Annotated in this window: 1 protein-coding gene and 1 pseudogene; one reads left to right on the top strand and one right to left on the bottom strand. The window is 34.7% G+C overall.

Going from position 1 to position 570, the window contains the following annotated elements; all coding sequences use genetic code 11:
- Positions 1-57 precede the first annotated feature (57 nt).
- Positions 58-426 (top strand): annotated as a pseudogene (locus H8706_RS12325) (tyrosine-type recombinase/integrase); the annotation flags it as partial.
- Here H8706_RS12325 and H8706_RS12495 read toward each other — a convergent pair.
- Positions 394-516, bottom strand: coding sequence for a hypothetical protein (locus tag H8706_RS12495; protein WP_394354582.1), 123 nt, complete (start codon positions 514-516; stop codon positions 394-396). The pseudogene H8706_RS12325 and the gene H8706_RS12495 overlap by 33 nt on opposite strands.
- Positions 517-570: the final 54 nt, after the last annotated feature.

The following is a 570-nucleotide window of genomic DNA, read 5'->3' as shown; positions in this document are numbered from 1 at the left end:
CAAATTGATCAAGATTTATCTCTAATTATACCCCGACTGTACCACCCGAATAAAGAATTGCCTAATAAGGTATGGTCCCCGGAAAACATAGAAAACATTTTATCCACTGTAGAAAGAAATAGCCCTGTCGGTAAACGTGATTACTGTATTTTACTTATCGCCGCAAGGTATGGGATTCGTACAGAGGATATACAGGAACTAAATTTAAGTAATATAAACTGGGAAAATAGTTTTATAGAATTTGTTCAACATAAAACCAAAAACCCAGTAAAATTACCCTTGTTAAATGAAGTCGGAGAGGCTTTAATTGACTATTTAAAATATGCACGCCCTACCACATCATCCGATATATTATTTGTAAAACTTATATCACCATTTGATGGATTGAAAAATTTATACCCTATTTTTCAAAAATATTTGCGTCGAGCGAATATTTCCATTGAGGAACATCCCTATCCTTTTGACAGTTTTATCCCCGGCATCATCTCTGTCAACACACATATATACCTTTGATATCTGCTCATTTGTACTCAGTATATTTTTAAGTGCGTCTATTGCAACACCGCCGAG

It is taken from the genome of Qingrenia yutianensis (genome assembly GCF_014385105.1).
Taxonomy (GTDB): Bacteria; Bacillota; Clostridia; order UMGS1810; family UMGS1810; genus Qingrenia; species Qingrenia yutianensis.
The sequence above is the reverse complement of the archived record's forward strand: the minus strand, read 5'-3'. Positions and strand labels throughout refer to the sequence as shown.